Annotated in this window: 19 protein-coding genes and 2 pseudogenes; 9 read left to right on the top strand and 12 right to left on the bottom strand. The window is 62.9% G+C overall.

Annotated features, from left to right (window positions below; translation table 11 throughout):
* Positions 1 to 387: 387 nt before the first annotated feature.
* The 4 genes and pseudogenes from R3355_RS24370 to R3355_RS13905 all read left to right on the top strand — a co-directional run.
* A pseudogene (locus tag R3355_RS24370) lies at positions 388 to 1,086 on the top strand (methyl-accepting chemotaxis protein); the annotation flags it as partial.
* Between the two features lie 165 nt (positions 1,087 to 1,251).
* Positions 1,252 to 2,019, top strand: coding sequence for a methyl-accepting chemotaxis protein (locus R3355_RS24365; protein ID WP_413243517.1), 768 nt, complete (start codon positions 1,252 to 1,254; stop codon positions 2,017 to 2,019).
* Positions 2,020 to 2,276: 257 nt separating this feature from the next.
* Positions 2,277 to 3,410 carry an efflux RND transporter periplasmic adaptor subunit gene (locus R3355_RS13910; protein ID WP_318961680.1) on the top strand — a complete coding sequence of 378 codons (1,134 nt, stop codon included), beginning with the start codon at positions 2,277 to 2,279 and terminating at the stop codon, positions 3,408 to 3,410.
* Positions 3,411 to 3,456: 46 nt separating this feature from the next.
* Positions 3,457 to 6,528: a multidrug efflux RND transporter permease subunit gene (locus R3355_RS13905; RefSeq protein WP_318961679.1), complete on the top strand. Its 3,072-nt coding sequence runs from the start codon at positions 3,457 to 3,459 to the stop codon at positions 6,526 to 6,528.
* Positions 6,529 to 6,693: 165 nt separating this feature from the next.
* Here the strand turns inward: R3355_RS13905 and R3355_RS13900 are convergent, their stop codons facing one another.
* From R3355_RS13900 to R3355_RS13875, 6 genes are all read right to left on the bottom strand, one after another.
* Positions 6,694 to 6,924 carry a hypothetical protein gene (locus R3355_RS13900; RefSeq protein WP_318946268.1) on the bottom strand — a complete coding sequence of 77 codons (231 nt, stop codon included), beginning with the start codon at positions 6,922 to 6,924 and terminating at the stop codon, positions 6,694 to 6,696.
* Positions 6,921 to 7,610, bottom strand: a complete 690-nt coding sequence (locus R3355_RS13895; protein ID WP_318961678.1) for a lipopolysaccharide kinase InaA family protein — start codon at positions 7,608 to 7,610, stop codon at positions 6,921 to 6,923. Before R3355_RS13895 ends, R3355_RS13900 begins: the two co-directional genes overlap by 4 nt.
* A 425-nt stretch (positions 7,611 to 8,035) precedes the next feature.
* A complete protein-coding gene (gene groL / locus R3355_RS13890; RefSeq protein ID WP_318961677.1) occupies positions 8,036 to 9,685 on the bottom strand; it encodes a chaperonin GroEL in 1,650 nt (549 codons plus the stop codon).
* Between the two features lie 60 nt (positions 9,686 to 9,745).
* On the bottom strand, positions 9,746 to 10,039 hold the full coding sequence (locus tag R3355_RS13885; RefSeq protein WP_079203065.1) for a co-chaperone GroES: 294 nt from the start codon (positions 10,037 to 10,039) through the stop codon (positions 9,746 to 9,748).
* A 301-nt stretch (positions 10,040 to 10,340) separates the two neighbouring features.
* Positions 10,341 to 10,805 carry an FxsA family protein gene (locus R3355_RS13880; RefSeq protein ID WP_318946271.1) on the bottom strand — a complete coding sequence of 155 codons (465 nt, stop codon included), beginning with the start codon at positions 10,803 to 10,805 and terminating at the stop codon, positions 10,341 to 10,343.
* Positions 10,806 to 10,869: 64 nt separating this feature from the next.
* On the bottom strand, positions 10,870 to 11,631 hold the full coding sequence (locus R3355_RS13875; RefSeq protein WP_318961676.1) for a HugZ family protein: 762 nt from the start codon (positions 11,629 to 11,631) through the stop codon (positions 10,870 to 10,872).
* A 104-nt stretch (positions 11,632 to 11,735) separates the two neighbouring features.
* Between R3355_RS13875 and R3355_RS13870 the strand changes: the two genes are divergently transcribed.
* Positions 11,736 to 12,494, top strand: coding sequence for an SDR family oxidoreductase (locus R3355_RS13870; RefSeq protein ID WP_318961675.1), 759 nt, complete (start codon positions 11,736 to 11,738; stop codon positions 12,492 to 12,494).
* A gap of 202 nt (positions 12,495 to 12,696) precedes the next feature.
* On the opposite strand, the gene R3355_RS13865 is transcribed toward R3355_RS13870, so the two are convergent.
* Positions 12,697 to 13,557, bottom strand: coding sequence for a mechanosensitive ion channel family protein (locus R3355_RS13865; protein ID WP_413243516.1), 861 nt, complete (start codon positions 13,555 to 13,557; stop codon positions 12,697 to 12,699).
* Positions 13,558 to 13,658: 101 nt separating this feature from the next.
* Entirely contained in the window at positions 13,659 to 14,138 is a 480-nt protein-coding gene (locus tag R3355_RS13860; protein WP_172144200.1) for a YajQ family cyclic di-GMP-binding protein, read from the bottom strand.
* Between the two features lie 299 nt (positions 14,139 to 14,437).
* Here R3355_RS13860 and R3355_RS13855 point away from each other — a divergent pair.
* The 4 genes and pseudogenes from R3355_RS13855 to R3355_RS13840 form a co-directional block, all read left to right on the top strand.
* A pseudogene (locus R3355_RS13855) lies at positions 14,438 to 15,448 on the top strand (response regulator); the annotation flags it as partial.
* Positions 15,449 to 15,460: 12 nt separating this feature from the next.
* The gene (locus R3355_RS13850) at positions 15,461 to 16,387 is read left to right on the top strand and encodes a putative 2-dehydropantoate 2-reductase (protein ID WP_318961673.1); all 927 of its coding nucleotides are present in this window, start codon (positions 15,461 to 15,463) and stop codon (positions 16,385 to 16,387) included.
* Positions 16,388 to 16,437: 50 nt separating this feature from the next.
* Positions 16,438 to 18,456 (top strand): ATP-binding protein, encoded by a 2,019-nt coding sequence (locus R3355_RS13845; RefSeq protein ID WP_318961672.1) that lies wholly within the window; start codon positions 16,438 to 16,440, stop codon positions 18,454 to 18,456.
* Between the two features lie 2 nt (positions 18,457 to 18,458).
* Positions 18,459 to 19,040: a cob(I)yrinic acid a,c-diamide adenosyltransferase gene (locus R3355_RS13840; RefSeq protein WP_318961671.1), complete on the top strand. Its 582-nt coding sequence runs from the start codon at positions 18,459 to 18,461 to the stop codon at positions 19,038 to 19,040.
* 157 nt (positions 19,041 to 19,197) lie between these two features.
* Here the strand turns inward: R3355_RS13840 and R3355_RS13835 are convergent, their stop codons facing one another.
* The 4 genes from R3355_RS13835 to R3355_RS13820 all read right to left on the bottom strand — a co-directional run bounded on the left by R3355_RS13835 (position 19,198) and on the right by R3355_RS13820 (position 21,971).
* Positions 19,198 to 20,091 (bottom strand): pseudouridine synthase, encoded by an 894-nt coding sequence (locus R3355_RS13835; RefSeq protein WP_318961670.1) that lies wholly within the window; start codon positions 20,089 to 20,091, stop codon positions 19,198 to 19,200.
* A gap of 81 nt (positions 20,092 to 20,172) precedes the next feature.
* On the bottom strand, positions 20,173 to 20,568 hold the full coding sequence (locus R3355_RS13830) for a diacylglycerol kinase (RefSeq protein WP_318961669.1): 396 nt from the start codon (positions 20,566 to 20,568) through the stop codon (positions 20,173 to 20,175).
* Positions 20,558 to 21,280: a lipopolysaccharide kinase InaA family protein gene (locus R3355_RS13825; RefSeq protein WP_318946281.1), complete on the bottom strand. Its 723-nt coding sequence runs from the start codon at positions 21,278 to 21,280 to the stop codon at positions 20,558 to 20,560. The genes R3355_RS13830 and R3355_RS13825 overlap by 11 nt, the downstream gene beginning before the upstream one ends.
* Position 21,281: 1 nt before the next feature.
* Positions 21,282 to 21,971: a class I SAM-dependent methyltransferase gene (locus tag R3355_RS13820; protein ID WP_318961668.1), complete on the bottom strand. Its 690-nt coding sequence runs from the start codon at positions 21,969 to 21,971 to the stop codon at positions 21,282 to 21,284.
* Positions 21,972 to 22,009 lie beyond the last annotated feature (38 nt).

The following is a 22,009-nucleotide window of genomic DNA, read 5'->3' as shown; positions in this document are numbered from 1 at the left end:
ACGAACGCTCAACGCCAAGCGCCGGCCAGGTGGCCACCAGCTATCAGCTGCAGGCTGGCCGGCATTAAAGAATGCTGACGCCAGGCCGACTACTGCTCGGCCAATCCCGACACCACTGGCGACTGCCAGGGCATTGAAAGACAACTGGGCCCGCCTATGCCGTGCGGCAGCGTCGCGAAGCGAAATATCTGCCGATAGCTGACCCTACAGACGAGTGGAACGAGCAATGTTCATGTACAGCTCGTAGACTGCGCTGCGTTTTCAGCTGATTTCGCCTGACCATGCGCCCGGCCTGCTAACCCTCTTTGGCTACCGGTTCAACGATCGCCCAATCCTCACCTGCTGCGCAGACCGATTCCCACTCGCTATTTCGAGGTGAAACACAACATGCCCCTACAACGCTCCTTGCGTGCACAAGTCCTCGGTCTGCTCGGCGCAAGCGTGGTTCTGATCCTGCTGATTGCCCTGGCCTGCTTCACCTTCCTCTCCAGCAGCATTCAGTCCTACCGCAACCTGGTCGACGGCACGCTGCACGCCTCGCGGCTGGTGGACAGTGCCAACGTCGAATTCAAGGTGCAGGTACAGGAGTGGAAAAACGTCCTGTTACGCGGCAAAAATCCGGCCGACCTGGATAAATACTGGAAACAGTTCCAGGCTCAGGAGAACAAGGTACAGACCATCTTGGGCGACCTGATCCATATCGCGGGCACACAGCAGGACAACGCGCTGCAAAACCAGATCGAGCGCCTGCGCAGCGAACACCAAGGCATGGGCAATGCCTACCGCAAGGGTTACCAGGCATTCGTCGCTGCCGGTGCAGAACCCGCAGTGGGCGACACTGCCGTCAAAGGCATAGACCGCGCCGCCAGCGAGCAGATGAGCACGCTGGTCAGCCAACTCAATCAACACGGCCAGACGCAGGCGGAGGCGATCAGCACCTCGGCCGAGCAGACGGTGTGGCTGGGCCTGACAGTCATGCTGCTATCCAGCGCACTGATCGGCCTGTTCAGCCTGTGGCTGGTCAATCGCAACATGATCACCCCGATTCGCGCACTGATCGAACACATCGCCCAGCTCAGCCAGGGCAACTTCGGGCAACGCGTCGACACCAGCCGTCGCGATGAACTCGGCCGCCTGGCCGAAGCCGCCAATACCCTGCGTGACTTTCTCGCCGACACTTTCAGTCGCCTGCAGCTGAGCACGACCAACCTGGATAACGCCAGCAACGAGCTGAGTGCCATCGCCGCCCAGATGGCGCAAGGCACCCACGAACAATTCTCGCGCACGGACCAGGTCGCCACGGCCATGCACGAAATGTCCGCCACCGCCCAGGAAGTCGCCCGTCATGCAGCCGCAGCGGCAACCGCCGCCGACGACGCCGACCGGTCGGCCCAGCAAGGCGAGCAGGTGATGCAGGCGACCATCCAGACCATCACCGGTATGCGCAGCGAGATCGCCAGCACTGCCGAAGTGATCCGCCGCCTGGAAACCGACAGCGGGCGTATCGGCAAGGTGCTGGAAGTGATCCGCGGCATTGCCGAACAGACCAACCTGCTGGCCCTCAATGCGGCCATCGAAGCCGCCCGCGCCGGCGAGCAGGGCCGCGGCTTTGCCGTGGTCGCCGACGAGGTGCGCACCCTGGCCCAGCGCACCGCCGAATCCACCGCGGAGATCAATCAGATCATCAACACGGTGCAGACCGGCGCCATCAATGCGGTGCGCGCCATCGAGAGCGGGCAGAACCGTAGTGAGGAAGGCGTGACCCAGGTCACCGAGGCCGGTGCCATGCTGCAACGCATCACCACCGCGGTGGAGGCGATCCGCGACATGAACCGACAGATCGCCACTGCCGCCGACGAGCAGACCTCGGTGGCCGAGGACATCTCGCGCAACCTCACGGAGATCACCGTGATCGCCTCCAGCAACCAGCAAAACGTGCAGCGTACCGAAATCGCCAGCCAGAACCTGCACAACCTGTCCGGCCAGCTCAGCGAGGTAACCCAGCGCCTGAGCGCCTGACACAGATAGCCCGCTGCCGGACAATCAGCGTTTGCCCCAACCCGTGGCAACGCTGAACGCTGCTTGTGCCCGGCACAAGGCAACAGCGGGAAACGCTTATCCTGGTCCGCTCCCGTCGGCTCGCCGGACACTTTGCTAGCCTGATTCGCCCTCGCCAACTTTCGCGAACTCAACGCTTTGACTCACCCCGCCAGGGGGACTAATGTGCTCTTCTTGCCTATTCCCAGGCCCAATTTGCCTAGCCAAGGAACCGGAATATGTTGCTCCGCCGCATGTTGATCATGCTGGGCGTGGTCGCCCTAGTAGTACTCGCCCTCGCCGCCTACAAAGGTCTGGCCATCTACCGGGAAATCCAGCAGTTCGCCGCGCCGCCGCCACCGATCAGCGTGAATGCCGCAGAAGCCGTCGAACGGCCCTGGCAGAGTCGCTTGCCGGCCATTGGCACGCTGAAGGCCTTCCAGGGTATCGACCTGACCGTCGAGGTTGCCGGCACCGCACGCGATGTGCTGTTCCAGTCCGGCGAGAAGGTTCGCCTCGACCAGCCGCTGATCCAGATGGACAGCGATGTGGAACAGGCCAGCCTGGGCACCGCCCAGGCCGAACTGGGCCTGGCGCAGGTCGAATACCAGCGCGGGCGCAACCTGGTCACTCGTCAGGCCATCTCCAGGAGCGAGTTCGACCGGCTCTCCGCCGAATTGCAGAAAGCCAACGCCAGCGTCGCCCAGTTGCAAGCCACCCTGGCGAAGAAGCGCATCCTCGCCCCCTTCGCCGGTACCATCGGCATTCGCCAGGTCGACGTCGGCGATTACCTGGCCTCCGGCACTACCATCGCCACCCTGCAGGACCTGTCGACCCTGTTCGTCGACTTCTTCCTGCCGGAGCAGAACGTGCCGCAATTGGCCATCGGCCAACGCGTGCGCGTCCAAGTGGCGGCCTATCCCGACCAGGTATTCGAGGGGCGGATCGACGCGATCAACCCCAAGGTCGAAGTGACCACACGCAACCTGCTGGTGCGCGCCAGGCTGGCCAACCCGGACGAGAAGCTGCTGCCCGGCATGTTCGCCAACCTGCAGGTGCTGCTCGCCAGCGAAACCCCGCAGGTGCTGGTGCCGGAAACTGCGATCACCTACACCCTGTACGGCAACTCGGTCTATGTGATCGAGGAACAGGCCGCCGAGGGTGACCAGCCGGCGCAACTGCAAGTGCAGCGCCGTTTTGTCGAGACCGGCGAACGCCGCGCCGGCCAGGTGGTGATTCTCAAGGGCCTGCAGGCCGGCGAGCGAGTGGTCAGCGCCGGCCAGCTCAAGCTGGATAGCGGCGCCCACGTGACGATAGTCGACGGCCAGTCGCTGCAATCTGAAGCGGAGCAACAGGCCGGCCCCACAAATTGACCCGCCGCCCCGGCTCCGACATAAGGCAATAGCCCAGGAACTTGTTATGGCTTTTACCGACCCCTTTATCCGTCGCCCGGTGCTGGCGACCGTGGTCAGCCTGCTGATCGTCCTGCTCGGCCTGCAGGCCTTCGACAAGCTGACCATCCGCCAGTACCCGCAGCTGGAGAACGCCCTGATCACGGTCACCACCGCCTACCCGGGCGCCAATGCCGAGACCATCCAGGGCTATATCACCCAGCCCCTGCAGCAGAGCCTGGCCAGCGCCGAAGGCATCGACTACATGACCTCGGTGAGCCGGCAGAACGTCTCGATCGTGTCCATCTATGCGCGCATCGGCGCCGACAGCGATCGCCTGTTCACCGAGCTGCTGGCCAAGGCCAACGAGGTGAAGAACCAGCTGCCGCAGGACGCCGAGGACCCGGTACTGAGCAAGGAGGCAGCCGACGCCTCGGCGCTGATGTACATCAGCTTCTACAGCGATCAGCTGTCCAACCCGCAGATCACCGACTACCTGTCCAGGGTGATCCAGCCCAAGCTGGCCACCCTGCCGGGCATGGCCGAAGCGGAAATCCTCGGCAACCAGGTGTTCGCCATGCGCCTGTGGCTCGACCCGCTGAAGATGGCCGCCTATCAACTGAGCGCCAGCGATATCAACGACGCCGTACGCCAGTACAACTTCCTCGCCGCCGCCGGCGAAGTGAAGGGCGAATACGTGGTCACCAGCATCAATGCCGGCACCGACCTGAAGTCGCCGCAGGCCTTCGCCGCCATCCCGCTGAAAACCATCGGCGACAGCCGCGTGCTGCTCGGCGATGTGGCGCGGGTGGAAATGGGCGCGCAGAGCTACGACTCGATCAGCTCCTTCGACGGCACGCCCTCGGTGTACATCGCCATCAAGGGCACGCCGAGCGCCAACCCGCTGGACGTGATCAAGGAAGTGCGGCAGATCATGCCCGAGATCGAGGCCCAGCTGCCGCCCGACCTCAAGGTGTCCATCGCCTACGACGCCACCCTGTTCATCCAGGTATCCATCGACGAGGTGGTGAAAACCCTGTTCGAGGCGGTGCTGATCGTCATCGTCGTGGTCTTCCTGTTCCTCGGTGCACTGCGTTCGGTACTGATCCCGGTGATCACCATCCCGCTGTCGATGATTGGCGTGCTGTTCTTCATGCAGCTGATGGGCTATTCGATCAACCTGCTGACTCTGCTGGCCATGGTCCTGGCCATCGGCCTGGTGGTGGACGACGCCATCGTCGTGGTGGAAAACATCCACCGGCATATCGAGGAGGGCAAGACGCCCCTCGATGCCGCCCTCGAAGGCGCCCGCGAGATCGCCGTGCCGGTGGTGTCGATGACCATCACCCTGGCCGCGGTCTACGCCCCGATCGGCTTTCTCGAGGGCCTGACCGGCGCGCTGTTCAAGGAGTTCGCCCTGACCCTGGCCGGCGCGGTGATCATCTCCGGCATCGTCGCCCTGACCCTGTCGCCGATGATGTGCGCCAAGCTGCTGCGCCACGACGAAAACCCCAGCGGCCTGGCCCACCGCCTGGACCTGCTGTTCGACTCGCTCAAGCGGCGCTACCAGCACGCCCTGCACGGCACTCTGAACACTCGCCCGGTGGTGCTGGTGTTCGCCCTGATCGTGCTGTGCCTGATTCCGCTGCTGCTGATGTTCACCAAGAGCGAACTGGCGCCCGAGGAAGACCAGGGCATCGTCTTCCTCATGGCCAACGCGCCGCAGCCGACCAACCTGGAGTACCTGAACCGCTATACCGACGAGTTCGTCGAGATCTTCAAGGCGTTCCCCGAGTACTACTCCTCGTTCCAGATCAATGGCTTCAATGGCGTGCAATCGGGCATCGGCGGTTTTCTGCTGACCCCCTGGAACGAGCGCGAGCGCACCCAGATGGAGATTCTGCCGCAGGTCCAGGCGCGCCTGGACAGGATCGCCGGTCTGCAGATCTTCGGTTTCAACCTGCCCTCGCTGCCGGGCACCGGTGAAGGCCTGCCGTTCCAGTTCGTGATCAATACGCCGAACGATTACGAGTCGCTGCTGCAGGTCGCCGAGCGGGTCAAGCAACGCGCCCTGGCCTCCGGCAAGTTCGCCTTCCTCGACATCGACCTGGCCTTCGACAAGCCCGAGGTGGTGGTCGACATCGACCGTGCCAAAGCGGCGCAGATGGGCGTGTCCATGGAGGATATCGGCCTGACCCTGGCGACCCTGCTCGGCGAGGGCGAGATCAACCGCTTCACCATCGACGGGCGCAGCTACAAGGTGATCGCCCAGGTCGAGCGCGCCTACCGCGACAACCCGGACTGGCTCGGCCACTATCAGGTGAAGAGCGAAAGCGGCGAGATGCTGCCGCTGTCGAGCCTGATCACGCTCAGCGATCGCGCGCGGCCGACCCAGCTCAACCAGTTCCAGCAACTCAACTCGGCGATCATCCAGGGCGTACCCATCGTCAGCATGGGCGAGGCGATCGAGACCGTGCAGCAGATCATGGCCGAGGAGGCTCCAGCCGGCTTCGCCGCCGACTATGCCGGCGCGGCGCGCCAATTCATCCAGGAGGGCAGCGCCCTGTACGCCACCTTCGGCCTGGCCCTGGCCCTGATCTTCTTGGTGCTGGCGGCGCAGTTCGAGAGTTTTCGCGACCCGTTGGTGATCCTGGTGACGGTACCGCTGTCGATCTGCGGCGCACTGATCCCGCTGTTCCTCGGCTTCTCCAGCATGAACATCTACACTCAGGTGGGCCTGGTGACCCTGATCGGCCTGATCACCAAGCACGGCATCCTGATCGTCGAGTTCGCCAACCAGCTGCGCCGACGCCACGGCTTGTCGCGCCGCGCGGCGGTCGAAGAAGCCGCGGCGATTCGCCTGCGGCCGGTGCTGATGACCACCGCCGCCATGGTCTTCGCCATGATCCCGCTGATCCTCGCCAGCGGTGCCGGTGCGGTCAGCCGTTTCGACATCGGCCTGGTGATCGCCACCGGCATGTCGGTCGGCACCCTGTTCACCCTGTTCGTCCTGCCCTGCGTCTACAGCCTGCTGGCCAAGCCGGACGCAGAGCCCGGCGCGGTGTCGGCAGCCGTAAGCGGGGACGCGAGCCGGGGGTGATGCCCGGGCTATTGGCGCTCGTGCGCCCGGCGGTGTCAGCGCCGCAATGACGCCAAGCCGATTGAAACGCCAGACAACCTAGTCAGCAGAAAAAGAAATGCCGCGCACTCGAGTCGGGTGCACGGCATTGGCATGGCGATGAGGCTTGTCGGACAGACCGTTCGCTTATTTATGCCCGGCCAGACTCTGCGACAGACTGAACATGAACAGCAGCAAATCCTTATCCGGGGCAAGCTGTTGCATCCCCGCGCTGGCCTTGCGCGGCAGTGGACAGTGCTCCAGGCCACCGGCATTACCCAGCATGACAGGGCCTGGCTCATGCCAGGCAGCGGCGGCCAGTGATGCCACGCCCAGCGCCGCAATCAGGAAAATACCTCTAGCAATTTCTAACTTCATAACCGCAACCCCTTGATGGCGCTGCCAAACGCTTGCTGGTAACAGTAGACCAATCGGTCCCAATCACCAGCACTCCACGACGAATGGCGTTTGAGTTGCAGCATGTCGTGGCGAGCGGCCTGGCGCGAACTGAAACGCCGTCGGCTTTTTTCCAGGTCCAACAGGGCCGTTTCGACCTCGATGCGCTCGCCCACCTGCTCGACTCGCACGAACAGATGCTTCTGATAGAGGCAACCATGCTGCCAGCCTGCCCGATGGAAACGCGCCAGCATGCCAGCCACTTGCTCCAGCAGTTGCTCGTTGACCGCGACGCCGAATCGCTCACGGCCACCCTCGGCATACCAGTGATTGAGTTCCTGAAAGCCCTTGAGCTCCTCCGACACCAGCAAACCGCGCCAGAGCCCGGCAGCATCGCGCTGCACATCGCAATAGAGCAGGTTCGGCGCCTTGACACCGAGTAGCGGCAGGGCCCGCAAGGCATCACGCTCACGCAGCACCGTGGGCCGACCGAACGGGTAACGCAGGCTGCGATAGACGTGCCCGACCTGACGCTTGGCATAGAGCACTTGACCATCGTCCTGGTACAGACGCTGCACGCCGCTCTCGCCACCGCGCCGATGATTCGGTTCTTCGACCCATTCACCCTGCAGTTGCCACCACTGATCGAACGCCATCGCTGCTGTCATTTCATTCGCCTGCAAGCCAAATATCAATACAACCAGACTTGGCCAGAAGCCCTACCCAGTCACCAACAGTAACAAAACACCCATCGCGTAACCCAAAGCCAATTCCGCACGCCGACGCACAAGTCCCTTGAAGCCCCTGATTGCATGGCCGCATCGACCAGTGGCTGGACGATGACAGCCGGAGTGCAACTTACAGCAATTTTCGCACCACACAAAAAACCTGCGGTTCCGGACCAACTGGTGGCCGTTGGGTGCCAAGGTCATCCTGCCGCTATCCACTCACTCCCATGGCGCATTACCGGCAGCCTCGGCCAAGTGCAATGCAGTCGATTCAGCATGCACAAGCCAGACAGACTTTCGCGCGCCCAATAAAAAACCCGCGCCAAGGCGCGGGTTTTTCAGGGACTGCCGGGAAGCAGGCTGGCTTACATCATGCCGCCCATACCGCCCATGCCGCCCATGCCGCCCATGTCCGGCATGCCGCCGCCCGCCTTGTCGTCGGCGACCTCGGCGATCATCGCTTCGGTGGTGATCATCAGGCTGGCGATCGAGGAAGCCGCCTGCAACGCCGAACGAGTCACTTTGGCCGGATCGAGGATGCCCATTTCGATCATGTCGCCGTACTCGCCGGTGGCCGCGTTGTAACCGTAGTTACCCGAACCTTGCTTGACCTTGTCGACCACTACGCTCGGCTCGTCGCCGGAGTTGGAAACGATCTGACGCAGCGGCGCTTCAACGGCGCGACGCAGCAGAGCGATACCGACGTCCTGATCGGCGTTCTCGCCTTTCAGCTCGCTGATAGCCTGCAGGGCACGTACCAGGGCAACACCGCCGCCAGGTACCACGCCTTCTTCAACGGCTGCACGGGTGGCGTGCAGGGCGTCTTCAACGCGGGCTTTCTTCTCTTTCATTTCGACTTCGGAACCGGCACCGACCTTGATCACGGCAACACCGCCAGCCAGTTTGGCCAGACGCTCTTGCAGTTTCTCTTTGTCGTAGTCGGACGAGGTGTCTTCGACCTGCTTGCGGATCTGGGCAACACGCGCCTGGATGTCGGTTTGCACGCCGGCACCGTCGATGATGGTGGTGTTTTCCTTGTTGAGGATAACCCGCTTGGCGTTACCCAGGTGTTCCAGGGTGGCGCCTTCCAGGCTCAGGCCGACTTCTTCGCTGATCACGGTACCGCCAGTGAGAATGGCGATGTCCTGCAGCATGGCCTTGCGACGATCGCCGAAGCCCGGTGCCTTGACGGCAGCGACTTTGACGATACCGCGCATGTTGTTCACCACCAGAGTCGCCAGGGCTTCGCCTTCGACGTCTTCGGCAACGATCAGCAGCGGACGACCGGCTTTGGCCACAGCTTCCAGCACCGGCAGCATTTCGCGGATGTTGGAGATTTTCTTGTCGACCAGCAGGATCAACGGGCCGTCGAGTTCGGCGACCATGGTGTCCGGCTTGTTGATGAAGTACGGCGACAGGTAGCCACGGTCGAACTGCATGCCTTCTACAACCGACAGTTCGTTTTCCAGGCCCGAGCCTTCTTCAACGGTGATCACACCTTCTTTACCGACTTTTTCCATGGCTTCGGCAATGATGTCGCCGATGGAGGTGTCGGAGTTGGCGGAAATGGTACCAACCTGGGCGATCGCCTTGGTGTCGGCACATGGCTTGGATTGGGCTTTCAGCTGAGCAACGATGGCGATGGTCGCCTTGTCGATGCCGCGCTTGAGGTCCATCGGGTTCATGCCGGCAGCGACGGCTTTCAGGCCTTCGTTGACGATCGACTGAGCCAGCACGGTGGCCGTGGTGGTGCCATCACCAGCGTCATCATTGGCGCGGGAAGCCACGTCTTTGACCAGCTGGGCGCCCATGTTTTCGAAGCGGTCTTTCAGCTCGATTTCTTTGGCGACGGAAACGCCGTCCTTGGTGATGGTCGGAGCGCCGAAGCTCTTCTCGATGATCACGTTACGGCCTTTCGGGCCGAGGGTCGCTTTAACCGCGTCAGCCAGGACGTTTACACCGGCGAGCATTTTCTTGCGGGCGGAGTCGCCGAACTTAACTTCTTTAGCAGCCATGATGGATATTCCTCAAAATTCGTTTTGGTGGAACGCAATACGCTGTAGCGGAGACGGAAATCAGGCTTCGACAACGGCCAGGATTTCGCTCTCGCTCATGACCAACAGCTCTTCGCCGTCGACCTTGATGGCATTGCTGCCGGAGTAAGGACCGAACACCACTTTGTCACCGACCTTCACGGCCAGCGGGCGCACTTCGCCGTTGTCCAGCACGCGACCGGTGCCTACAGCGACGATTTCGCCCTGGTTCGGCTTCTCGGCAGCGGAGCCCGGCAGCACGATGCCGCCTGCGGTTTTGGTCTCTTCTTCGCTGCGACGGATCACGACGCGGTCATGCAGAGGACGAAGCTTCATTGTCGATCTCTCCCAAATAGTTATTTACATCGGCCGGTGTTCACACCAGCGGGTTAGCAAAGTCCGGCGGGGCCGGTTGCGCTGCACCGAAGTGCAACGCGGAAGTCTGTTCTGCCGAAACCGGCAGAAAACCTTGCGGTGACCGCTACATAAGGGCGCACAAGGGGATTTCAAGGGTCAGCGATGATTTTTTTTGCTGCAGATCAACGCCTGTAGCGACGCATTGACGCACGCCAAGCGAGCAAAACTGCTCCTGACTGGTGCAAGACCCAGCCGCACTCCTACAGTGCATGGAGCCTCGTCAGTCGCGGCGCTCGTACTCGCCTTCCAGCACGTTTGGTTTGGCCGCACCCGGCCGGGGCTGCCCGGAGCGCGCCGCCAGGTCATCGGCAAAGGCCCGCTGGCGCATGGCTTGCTCGGCCGCACGCAGACGAATCTTGTTGACCAGCAGGCGGCGGGTAAAGGGGATCAGGCAGAACACGCCGAAGATGTCGCTGATGAAGCCCGGCAGCAGCAGCAGGCCACCGCCGACCGCAATCAGCAGGCCTTCGAGCATTTCCTGCTCGGGCAGTTCACCGCGCGCCAGCTTCTCGCGGGCGCGCCAGGCGGTGGCTACACCGGCGACGCGCAGCAGAATGCCGCCGAGGATCGCCGTGCCTATCACCAGCAACAAGGTGGGCAGCACGCCGATGGCGCTGCCGACCCGAATCAGCAGCGCCAGCTCGATGACCGGGAACAACAAGAACAAAATCAGAAAAACACGCATCAAGAATTCCTTAACGGAAGAAGGGCTTCCAATAAGAGTGAAATATGGGGGTATTACGCTTAATTCAAGCCAAAGCGGCGCCGTCGGTCGGCCAGGTTTCCGCATGGGCCAGCTGAACAAAGGCCTGACGCACTTCGACGGGAGTGTTGCAAGATGCGGCAAAGGCCAACCAATACAAGCCTTGGCCGATGCGCAGGTGAAAACCCTCACTGTCGATACCCACCAACTCGGCCGGCGCGTGGCTCGGCAAACCGGCCAGCGCGACATAATGGGCGATGGCGCTGGCATGGTCAGCGTTCATGTGTTCCAGCATGCCCTGCTCGCTTCCTCCAGCGGTGGCTGCCGCGGCAGTGGCTGCCTCAGCGAACGGGTTGGCCTGCGCCACCTGAGCCAGCCAGTGGATCGCGCCGAAACCGCCGATATAGCGCCAGCGCACCGGCTCCAGCACCCAGAAATCGAAATCATGGGCGCGGTGGTAATTCTGTGATTCGGGGAAGTAGCGATAATAGCGCGCCGCCGCCGCATCGATTGCGGTCTGGTCACACAATTGTCGTGCTTCGGCGAGTAGCGTGAGACGACCGACCGCCTGCACATCCTCGGCGCCGCGCTCGCCGACAAACAGCGAACACTTGGCGTCCTGCTTGAGGTTATGAGTGTGCTGGGCGATGCGGCTGATCAGGATCAGCGGCCAACCCTGAGCATCCAGGCAGTAGGGCACCACTGATCCGAAAGGAAAGCCCGGCATGGCCTTCGAATGAGTCGAGAGCACCCCGCGGTATTCCTTGAGCAGCAATTCTCGGGCATGCTTAGCGGCTTTCACGCTCACCTTATGACTCCTAGCAAAGAATCCGTCACTAACGGACAGGCGCCCTAGAATAGCTGTTACAGCGCGCCAGCGGGACTATATGACCTACCTTGAGGGGATACGCGATGCAACTCAAAGACAAAGTTATCATCATCACCGGTGGCTGCCAGGGTCTGGGCCGCGCCATGGGCGAATATCTGGCGGGCCAAGGGGTAAAACTGGCGCTGGTCGATCTCAACCAGGAAAAACTCGACGAAACCGTGGCCGCCTGCAAGGCCCATGGTGTAGAAGCACGCGCCTACCTGTGCAACGTGGCCATTGAGGAGCAGGTGACTCACATGGTCGCCCAGGTCGCCGAAGATTTCGGTGCGATCAATGGCCTGGTCAACAACGCCGGCATCCTGCGTGACGGCCTGACCATCAGGGTCAAGGACGGCGAAATGAGCAAGATGAGTCTGGCCCAGTGGCAGTCGGTGATCGACGTCAACCTGACCGGTGTGTTCCTCTGCACCCGCGAAGTGGCAGCGAAGATGATCGAACTGCAGAACCAGGGCGCGATCGTCAACATATCCTCCATCTCCCGCGCCGGCAATATCGGCCAGGCCAACTACTCTGCGGCCAAGGCCGGCGTCGCCGCCGACACCGTGGTCTGGGCCAAGGAGCTGGCGCGATACGGCATTCGTGTGGCCGGCGTGGCCCCGGGCTTCATCGAAACCGAGATGACCCTGAGTATGAAACCGGAAGCCCTGGAGAAAATGACCTCGGGCATTCCGCTGCGGCGCATGGGCAAACCGGCGGAAATCGCCCACTCGGTGGCCTACATCCTGGAAAACGACTACTACACCGGTCGCATCCTCGAGCTGGACGGCGGCCTGCGCCTGTAATCTCCACGCCCGACAAGCCGTGCCGGGTGGGCCGCACGGCCGATCCATTGCAGCAGCCGAGGTAACCCGCAGAACGCGGGGCAGTCCCGGCAGGCCAGGACCCAGAAAATGCCGCTTTCCTGTCGAAGGGAAAGCGGCATTTTTCATAAACGAGCCGTGCGCGGCGGTTTAGCAGGCTCGGGGGCGAACCCCGACCAGGCTGCTAGCCCAGGCTGCCTCGCCTACGTCCTTCAACGGCCTGCTCGCTGGCCTGGACCAGATGCACCACCCGCTGCGGGAACGGAATACCGATACCGGCCTCGGTCAGGCGTTCCTTGGCCAACTCGGTAAATTCGAAGGTCACCGGCCAGAAATCTCCCGTCGCGACCCACACCCGCAGCGACAGGTTGACCGCACTATCGCCGAGACCGGTGACGAACACCACGGGAGCCGGATCGAGATGAATGCGCGGATCCTCGGCGATCTTCAGCAGCACATCGCGGGCCTGCTTGATGTCGCTGGAGTAGTCGATGCCCAGGTTGATGTCGGCGCGACGCGTAGCTTCGCGCGAATAGTTGGTGATATGGCCGTTGGACAGGCTGCCGTTGGGCACTATCACCACCTTGTTGTCGGCGGTTTTCAGGGTCGTGTGAAAAATATGGATGCTGTCGACGCTGCCCGACACCCCCTGCCCCTCGATCCAGTCACCGGCGCGAAACGGACGAAACAGCAAGATCAGCACGCCACCGGCGAAGTTCGCCAGACTGCCTTGCAGGGCCAGGCCGATGGCCAGGCCGGCGGCACCGATCACCGCAATAAAGGAGGTGGTTGCCACGCCGATCATCGAGGCCACGCTGACCAGCAGCAGCACCTTGAGGACGATGCCGGCCAGGCTGCCGATAAAGCTGTGCAATGCACGGTCGACGTTACGCCGTACCAGCACGGCAGCGACCTTGCGGGTCAAGGCATTGACCAGCCACCAACCGACCACCAGGGTGATGATCGCCAGGGTCAGCTGACCACTGTATTGCAACACCACCGGCAGCCAGCTCTCGGACAGCTTCACCAGTTGCTCGACATTCATCTCCACTTGACACTCCTTTTCGACGCATAAAACGCAACCGCCATGGCGGTCGCTTGACGATCACTGCTGGCGAGCCACCCAGGCCCGCCACACTTGCCGCATCAATCGCGGAAGTTGTTGAATTGCAAGGGCATACCGAAGTCCTTGGCGCGCAGGGCGGCGATCGCCTCCTGCAGGTCATCACGCTTCTTGCCGGTAATGCGCACCTGCTCGCCCTGAATGGCGGCCTGCACCTTGAGCTTGCTGTCCTTGATGTGGGCGACGATCTTCTTCGCCAGCTCCTTGTCGATGCCTTCGCGCAGGGTCATCTCCTGCTTGACGCTCTTGCCCGAGGGATAGGCGTCCTTGAACTCCAGACACTGCACATCGATCTTGCGCTTTACCAGGCAGAGCTTGAGAATCTCGACCATCTGCTCCAGTTGAAAATCCGCATCGGCCGTCAGGTTGACGGTCAGGTCTTTGAGCTCGAAGCTGCCTTTACCGCGCAGGTCATAACGACGCTCAAGTTCCTTGAGGGCATTGTCGACAGCATTGGTTACTTCGTGTTTGTCCAATTCGGACACCACGTCGAACGAGGGCATGGTATTCCTCCAGATAGACGGCGCGACCCAGATCACGGACGGGGCACGCTCGGCTTGTTGACGGTTGAAAAACCCGGCCATTATATAGCCCTAGGAGCCTGTCGGATTAACACTGTTCTACTGTGAAAAAGCCGGATTCGTTCATTTTTGCCGTTCTTTCCCGTTAAATAGCTAGCTATTCGCCTCGAAAGAACGACAAAACTGCGCGGAGGGCTGCCCTTTGAGCCGAGATGTCGGACCACGGACTTTCCCTCGCTACGAACGGTCAAGCCCGACAGGCTTCTGGCAACAAACACTGCCCGGCGATGTACCGGGCCCATGCGACTTCCCCTACGAGCCTGCCCATGCCCAACCCCCATCTCAGCATCCTGGTGGTGGACGACGCCAAGTTCTCCAGCGCCATGATCGGTCGCGCCCTGAGCCAGGCCGGCTACCAGGACCTACGCTTTGCCAACAGCGCCGCAGAAGCCATCAGGCTGCTCGAACAACGTCCGGCCAGCGTGCTCCTGGCAGACTGGCTGATGCCGGAAATGGATGGCCTGGAACTGACCGGACGGGTCCGTCAACTGGATGAAATGGCCGATCACTACACCTACGTCATGCTGCTGACCGGCAAGGAAGGTGAAAACGTGCTGGGCGAAGCCTTCGACCGCGGGGTCGACGACTTCATCAACAAGGCACAGATGAATGAGCAACTGGTGCCGCGGGTCTACGCCGCCGACCGCCTGTGCAATACCCTGCAGCGCCTGCTCCAGGAAAACCGCCTGCTGACGGAAAACATCGCCACCCTGGAACAGCGCAACCTGGTCGATACGCTTACCGGCCTGGGCAACGCCCGCTACCTGCAGCAGAAGCTGCTCGACAGCCTGCGCCAGATCGAGTCGCGCGGCGGCGCGCTGTGTTACCTGTTGATCGGCCTGCAGGAAACCGGCGAACTGCGCCAGCGTCATGGCGACGGCTTCTACAGCGAACTGCTGCATGGCGTCGCCCGCCGCCTGCAGCAGCTGGTGCGCCCGCTTGACGTGCTGGTGCGCCTGGACAACAACCATTTCGCCCTGATCACCCTGCTCGAAGACCTGCATGAGTGTTCGCCGAGCAGTTTCAAGCGCCTGCATGAGGGCATCAACCTCAAGGCGTTCAAGACCAGCGAGGGTTTTATCAGCCTCAAGGCCGGGATCAGCCTGGTCGGCCTCGACGCCAAAGCCCTGCCCGTCAGCCCGGACAGCCTGATCGCCCATGCGAGCAAACTACTGCCGGAGTCCTACGCCAGTGGCCGGGTCGCAGCCATGCGCCTGCCGCTGACGAACTAGGCGGAGTCCGCGATGAGCTGGCATGTACTCGGCGCCGGTAGCCTGGGCTGTCTCTGGGCTGCACGCCTGGCGCGCGCCGGCATACCGGTGCAGTTGATCCTGCGCGACTCGAGCCGCCTCGCCACTTATCAGCGCGCGGGCGGCCTGACCCTGGTCGAGCAAGGACAGGCCCGACGCTACCCCGTGCCGGGGCAAACCGCCGCCGACTCAGCGCCCATCCAGCGCCTGCTGCTGGCGTGCAAGGCCTACGACGCCGAAACCGCCATTGCCAGTATCGCCCAGCGGCTGGCGCCAGGTGCGGAACTGGTACTTCTGCAAAACGGCCTGGGCAGCCAGGCTGCCGTGGCCGCCCAAGTACCCCAGGCGCGCTGCATTCTCGCCTCGAGCACCGAAGGCGCCTTTCGCGATGGCGCCGCGCCTGATGGAGAATGGCGCGTGGTATTCGCCGGCCATGGCCACACCTGGCTTGGCGATCCGCTCGACGACAGCCCTCCGGCCTGGTTGGCTGACCTCGAACGCAGCGGCATTCCCCACCAGTGGAGCCCGGACATTCTCAGCCGGCTATGGCGCAAGCTGGCACTGAACTGCGCGATCAACCCACTGACCGTGCTCTACGATTGCCGCAACGGTGGCCTCAGTGACCATCCGGCCGAGGTCGCCACGCTCTGCGCCGAACTCGGCCAACTGCTGCAAAGCTGTGGCCAGCCCGCCGCCGCGGTGGACCTGCATGCCGACGTGCAGCGGGTGATCCAGGCTACCGCGGCGAACTACTCCTCGATGCACCAGGATGTCGCCCAGGGCCGGCGCACCGAAATCGCCTACCTGCTCGGCCATGCCTGCGCCACCGCGCAGCGCCATCGCCTGGTCTTGCCGCACTTGGCAGCACTGCATGGGCGCCTGGTGCAGTACCTTGAGATACGCGGATTGCCCAGTCATTAAGCCGCGCGTTACCCTGCTCGAACCTTCTCGCCACTGCGACTTGTCCGCCCATGCCATTGCGTCAGCGCCTCGAAAATCTGCCCGTTGGCCGCAAACTGCTCGCCGCACTCCTGGTATTGCTGGCCGCCGTGCTGCTGATGGCCAACCTGGCGTTCATCAGCGCGGCCTACTGGATTTCCCAGCAGAGCGTCGCACCACAGGCCTTGCACACCCTCGGCCGACTGATCGCCAGCCCGACCCTGGGCCAGGAGGCACTGAGCTCGGCAAGCGCCGCCCAAGCCCTGCTGCAACGCCTGGATGACTACCCGCCACTGCGCGCCGCGGTGATCTACGACAGCGCTGGCGCGAGCCTGGCGCAACTGCAACGCGGGGAATCCTTAAACTTGCCACAGCGCGTCGAGCAACTGGACAGCTGGCGCCTTGGCGAATTCCGCACCAACCTGCTGGTCGAACTGCCGCAGCCCGACGCGCACCACGGCTACTTGCTGCTGGTCGCGTCCAGCGAGCTACCCGGCGCCTTCTACACTGGCACCCTGACCGCCAGCCTGGCGATTCTTGCGTTCAGCGTGCTGCTCTGGTTGCTGGTGGCGCGACAGATCCGCCGCCTGGTGACCAAGCCGATCCGCCGCCTGGAAGAACTGTCGCGCCAGGTCACCCGCGAGGAGAACTATTCCCTGCGGGCCAGACGCGGCAATCAGGACGAAATCGGCAGCCTGGCCGATGCCTTCAATACCATGCTGATGCGCATCGAGGCGCGTGAGCAGCAACTCAAACGCGCCCGCGACGACGCCCAGGCCGCATTCGATCAGGCGCATAACCTGGCCGAGGAAACCCGCCACTCCAACCGCAAGCTGGAGCTGGAGGTGCAGGTACGCAGCAAGATCGAGAAGAAGCTCACCGGCTTCCAGAATTACCTCAACAGCATCATCGACTCCATGCCCTCGGCCCTGATCGCCCTCGACGAACAGCTCTACGTCACCCAGTGGAACCAGGAAGCCAGCGCCCTCTCCGGCACCCCCCTGACGGAGGCGCTGAACCAGCCGGTGTTCCTCGCCTTCCCGCCGTTGAAGCCCTTCCTGCCGATGCTCAAGCGCACCGTCGAACAACACAAGGTGGAGAAGATCGAGCGAGTGACCTGGAGCAAAGACGAAAACCCGCATCACTACGCCCTGACCTTTTACCCGCTGATGGGCGGCAGTGGCCGCGGCGTGGTGATCCGCATCGATGACATCTCCCAACGCCTGAACATGGAAGAGATGATGGTGCAGTCGGAGAAGATGCTCTCGGTCGGCGGCCTGGCTGCCGGCATGGCCCATGAGATCAATAACCCGCTCGGCGCCATCCTGCATAACGTGCAGAACATTCGCCGCCGGCTGTCGCCGGAACTGGAAAAGAACCGCGAGCAGGCCGAGCGCATCGGCATCAGCCTGCAGGCCATCGACCGCTACCTGCAGGCTCGGGAAATCCCGCGCCTGCTCGATGACATCCAGCAGGCCGGCACCCGCGCGGCGAAAATCGTCAGCCACATGCTCAGCTTCAGTCGCCGCAGCAACCGCCAACTGGCGCCTTGCCAGCTGCCCGCCGTGATCGACCAGGCCCTGGAAATTGCCGGCAACGACTTCGACCTGACCGAAAGCTTCGACTTCAAGAGCCTGCTCATCCACCGCGAGTTCGACCCGAAGCTCGGCCCGGTGCCCGGCACCGCCAACGAGCTGGAACAGGTGCTGCTCAACCTGCTGAAAAATGCCGCCCAGGCGATTCACCAGCGCGAAGACTGCAGTACGCCCGGGCAGATCACCTTGCGTACCCGGCTGGCTCCGCCCTGGGCAGAGATCCAGGTGGAAGATAACGGTGTCGGCATGCCTGAATTGGTGCGCAAACGCATCTTCGAGCCGTTCTTCACCACCAAGGAAGTCGGCCAAGGCACCGGGCTGGGCCTGTCGGTCTCCTACTTCATCATCACCAACAACCACAAAGGGCAGATGGAAGTGCAGTCCAAGGCAGACCAGGGCACCTGCTTCACCCTGCGCCTGCCCCTGGCAGCCGCCATTCCCCACACAGGTCATTGAACATGGGTTATCGACTGTCGAAGATTTACACGCGCACCGGCGATGCCGGCGAAACCGGGCTGGCCGACGGCCGCCGGGTGGCCAAGGATCACCCACGGGTGGAGGCCATGGGTGAGGTGGATACGCTCAACAGTCAGCTCGGCCTGCTGCTGGCCGACCTGGCCGAACAGGCGGCCCTGTGGCCGGGGCTGAGCGAAGTCATCGAGGTGCTCGCGCCTTGTCAGCACCGCCTGTTCGACCTCGGCGGCGAACTGGCCATGCCCGAGTACCAGGCCCTGCAACAAACCGAAGTCGAACGTCTGGAAGCGGCCATCGACAGCTGGAATGAGGAGCTCGGCCCGCTGCAGAATTTCATCCTGCCGGGCGGCACCCGTCTGGTTGCCCAGGCCCATGTCTGCCGCAGCCTGGCGCGCAGCGCCGAACGCCGCTGCCAGCACCTGAACGCCGAGGAACCCATACGCGGCGTCGGCCTGGCCTATGTCAACCGTCTCTCCGACCTGCTGTTCGTCGCCGCCCGCCTGATCGCCAAGCGCCAGCGCATCGCTGAAGTGCTCTGGCAGGCGGCGCCGAAGCCACAGGCTTAAGCCGGATGCAAGGGCGTCCGCTTCCCCGGATTGCATCCGGGCTACGGGGGCTCAGGGGATTCGTAGGAGCGGCCCATGGCCGCGAACAGGGCATGTTCGGCAAAAGCATCGCGGGCATGGCCCGCTCCTACGGCCTGCACACATAGGATCTACGGGATCAGAGCAGGCTCAGGCGGCTCTCGAAGCGGCGCGGCTCGCCACTCAGGGGATCGATGAAGGCCAAGCCCTGGGCCAGCAGCTTGAGCGGCCGGCTGTAGTCATCAGGGGCATCGGGGCCTTCGCTGATCTCGGGGTAGAAGGGATCGTTGAGAATGGGCGCGCCCAGGGCGGCCATGTGCACCCGCAGCTGGTGCTTTTTCCCCGTCACCGGATAGAGCCCGTAGAGCCAGTGCTCACCCAGCCGCTGCGCCACCTCGATGCGGGTCTCGGTATTGGCCATGCCGGCGACTTCCTGCATGCGGAAAAACGGCTCGCCGGCGCCCAGCCGCGTGGCCCGGCGCAGAGGGAACTCCAGCTCCGGCAGGGCCGGCGCCAAGGCCTCGTAACGCTTGCCCATCTGCCGCTCACGGAACAGCGCCTGATAGTGGCCGCGACTTTGCGGATTGCAGGAAAACAGCACCAGCCCGGCGGTATGCCGGTCGATGCGGTGCAGCGGCACCAGATCGGCATTACCCAGGCGCTTGGCCAGACGCGCCTGCAGCGTCTGCTCGACATACTCGCCGGCCGGCATCACCGGGAGGAAATGCGGTTTGTCGGCCACCAGCAGGTGCTCGTCGACATACAACACTGTCTCGACGAAGGGAATCGGCGTCTCCGCCACCACCTCGCGAAAGTAATGCACGCGCAGGCCGACCCGATAAGCATGCGCCGGGCCGATCGGCGCGCCCTCGGCATCCAGCACCCGCCCACGCGCCATGCGCTGCAGCCATACCTCGCGATCGATCGCCGGAAAATGTGCGCACAGGCAATCGAGCACCGTCGGCCAGTTGCCCTGGGGCAGATGCAGGGTGCTGGGACGCATGTTGGACGGGGAACGGGCAGACACAGGCATGAGGGGCTCGGCGGGCAACGGCAAAGGTAACCAGCGCCCATTAGGCCGCAGCCACTCGCCTGGCGTCAAAGGCCGGGACGGTTACAGCAGTATCACCGCCCAGACCAGGGCAATCAGGGCCATGGTAACCAATTGCGCGGCGCTGCCCAGGTCCTTGGCCTGTTTCGACAAGGGGTGCAACTCCAGGGAGATACGGTCCACCGTCGCCTCGATCGCCGAGTTGAGCAGCTCGACGATCAGCGCCAGCAAACATACGCTGATCAACAGTGCACGCTCGACCTTGCCAACATCCAGGTAGAACGCCAGGGGCAACAGCACGGCATTGAGCAGCAGCAACTGACGAAACGCCGCCTCGCCCCTGAACGCGGCCCACAGCCCCGCCCGGGAATAGCCGAAAGCATGCACGATACGCCGCCAGCCGGTTTGCCCCTTCAGCGCGCTGCCATCGAGCACGCTGACAGCGACTTCAGAACTCATGGCAAACAGCCCCCACGCTAGCCATTGAACGGTTGTAGGCCTCGAGCAACAGCTGCCAATCGGCAGCCGGCATGCCCCCACGGTGGCGAAACAGTTGGCCCATGTCGCGCCGCGAAGCCGAGCGGCTGAACAACCGGCGACGACTTTTCTCCAGGTCGAGCAGCGCCACTTCGACCCCACCGCCGTCGACGACAGCCTGAGGCTTGATGAAGATGTGCTTGGGATACAAGCAGCCATGCTGCCAGCCGGCCCGGTGCAGGCGCCTGAGCATCGCCGCCAGTTGTTCCAGCATGCACCGATTCAGTTGCGTGCCGCCATGCCGCAGCGCGTCGCTGGTGTACCACTGTTCCAGGCTGACGAAGCCCTCCAGCGCCTCGGTGACCAAGAGCGCACGCCACTGTCCGGCTTGTTTTTGCGCAGCCGCATAGACCAGCTTCGGCACGCGGATGCCGAGACGCTGCAGTTGCTGCATTGCATGCAATTCACGCAACGCCGTGGGCCGGCCCATGGGGTGCAGCCAGGAGCGATGCAGGTGCCCGGTCTGGCGCTTGAGGTACAGCAGCCGCCCCGACTGGCTATGCAGGCGCTGTACACCGCTCTCGCCGCCACGCCGTTGATTGGGCGCCTCCACCCACTCGCCCTGGATCTGCCACCAACGCTCGAAGGTGCTGGGCACCTGCTCGGTCTGTACTCGCGCAATCAGGCTACTCATCTCAGTTGCCCTTGCGCAGGACATAGACCCGCCACATGGCATAGCCCGGGAGGAAATCCTTGTGGCCGAGGATATCGAACCCGGCCTGTTTGAACTCCGCCTCGATGGTTGACCGGGCGATGACGAAACGGTTCTGATTGCTCACCGTGCTGTTCTGCGCCGCACGTCGGGCCTCAAGGCGCCGGCGCTTCCAGGATTTATAGTTGCCATCGACCCACAGCGAAATGATCAGGGTATCGCGCGTCACCCGGTGCAACTCACGCAGCATGGTCAGACGATGTTCGGGCTCGGCGATGTGATGCAGCAGGCGCATGCAGAAAATACTGTCGACCGCGTTGTCACCCAGATCGATGGCGAACGCCGAGGTTTGAAAGGGCTTTACCCGCGCCACGACATCTGCCGGTTGCCCGGCCATGGCAATTGCCAGCATGTCCGGTGAGTTGTCGGCAGCGAGGATCACCCGGTTCGGCTGCTTGGCCAGCAGCGGCCAGAATCGACCGGCGCCGCACGGCAAGTCGAGCACCAGGTTGGGCTCGCCCGCCAAGTTCAGGGCATGTCGTGCCAGTTGCTCGTCGCGCCAATGGGATAACCGGCGGGACAGGCCATCCTGATGCTTTGCCAAATACTGACGGGCGTGTTCGGGGTCGTACTTGCGCGAGAAGTCCAACTCGACGGGTTTAGCGCTAGACATGACAACCTGCTCCACAGAGGAATCCACGGCTGCCAAAC

This window comes from Pseudomonas sp. (assembly GCF_033723075.1).
GTDB lineage: Bacteria > Pseudomonadota > Gammaproteobacteria > Pseudomonadales > Pseudomonadaceae > Aquipseudomonas.
The sequence above is the reverse complement of the archived record's forward strand: the minus strand, read 5'-3'. Positions and strand labels throughout refer to the sequence as shown.